At 57.3% G+C, this 1,379-nt stretch carries 1 protein-coding gene; it reads left to right on the top strand.

Translation table 11 applies throughout. The annotated features are described in order from the left end of the window. The first annotated feature begins 97 nt into the window (after positions 1 to 97). Entirely contained in the window at positions 98 to 1,348 is a 1,251-nt protein-coding gene (locus AC5EFR_RS23415) for an IS256 family transposase (protein WP_493578095.1), read from the top strand. The last annotated feature ends 31 nt before the right edge of the window (positions 1,349 to 1,379 follow it).

Here is a 1,379-nt window from a genome sequence, read left to right as displayed (position 1 = left end):
GAGTTATAGCTGAAAGTTGGTGATGGCCCCTGAGGGGCGGCATATCATGGCGGTGTTCAAGACGCCGTCAATTCTCGAAGAGAAAGGGATATGCCACATGACGAAGACTAGCATTACAAACCTGCCCGATCCACACGGATTTTCCGCTGATCCGTTGACTGACATTCTACGCGCAGGTGCGCGCGACCTGATCCAGCAGGCGGTTGAGGCCGAACTTTCAGTTCTGCTGGAGGCCCATTCTGCTGACCGAACCGTGGATGGCCGCGCGCGGTTGGTTCGCCACGGCCACCTTCCGGAACGCGAGGTGATGACCGGGGTCGGCGCGGTTTCGGTCAAGGTGCCGCGAGTGCGAGACCGGGGCACTGAAGCAGAGAAAATCCGGTTCACTTCAACGATCCTGCCGCCCTATTTGCGCAAATCCAAATCCATCGAGGACTTGCTACCCTGGCTTTATCTCAAGGGGATTTCGACAGGCGATTTTCAGGAGGCTCTGGCCGCGTTGCTCGGGCCGAACGCAGCAGGGTTGTCATCCACGACAATCTCGCGACTCAAATCCGATTGGTGGGATGAGTATGATCGCTGGCAGCGCCGCGATCTCAGCACCCGACGGTTCGTCTATGTCTGGGCGGATGGCGTTTATTTCAGGCCGCGCATGGCTGAGGAGAAACAATGCGTTCTGGTGCTCATTGGCGCTGACGAATGGGGCCGCAAGGAGATCATCGGCCTCGCCGACGGCTACCGTGAAAGCACCCAAAGCTGGCGCGAACTGCTGCTTGATTTGCAACGCCGGGGGCTCACCCATGCGCCCGACCTTGCCATCGGTGATGGTGCCTTGGGGTTCTGGAATGCCCTGCGCGAGGTCTTTGGGGCCACCAAAGAGCAGCGCTGTTGGTTCCATAAAACGGGCAATGTGCTGAATGCGATGCCGAAATCTGTTCAAGCGAAAGCCAAGAGCCACCTCCACGACATCTGGCAGGCTGAAACCCGCGTCGACGCCGAGGCAGCTTTCGATTTCTTCGCAGCAACCTACGGTGTGAAATACGACAAGGCCGTCGCCAAGCTGACCAAAGACCGCGACGTGCTCCTAGCTTTCTATGATTTCCCAGCCGAGCATTGGAAGCACATCCGAACGACCAATCCTATTGAAAGCACCTTTGCCACCGTCCGACACCGCACCGGGAAGACTAAAGGTTGTCTCAGCCGTAAAACCGGCCTCGCCATGGCGTTTAAGTTGATGATGTCAGCGCAGACAAAATGGCGCAAACTCGACGGGGCGAACCGAATACCACAGATCATTGAGGGGATTGAATTCAAGGACGGGATCAAGCAACTTCAAAACGCCGCCTGATCACGCCGTCACCAACTTTCGGGCATAGCTC

It is taken from the genome of Pelagimonas sp. (assembly GCF_058892305.1).
Note: the sequence above shows the minus strand (reverse complement) of the source record. Positions and strands in the feature narration are given on the sequence as shown.

What these genes read in the sequence shown, in the direction of transcription:
- AC5EFR_RS23415 (WP_493578095.1), top strand. Translation starts at nt 98, where the DNA reads ATGACGAAGACTAGCATTACAAACCTGCCCGATCCACACGGATTTTCC.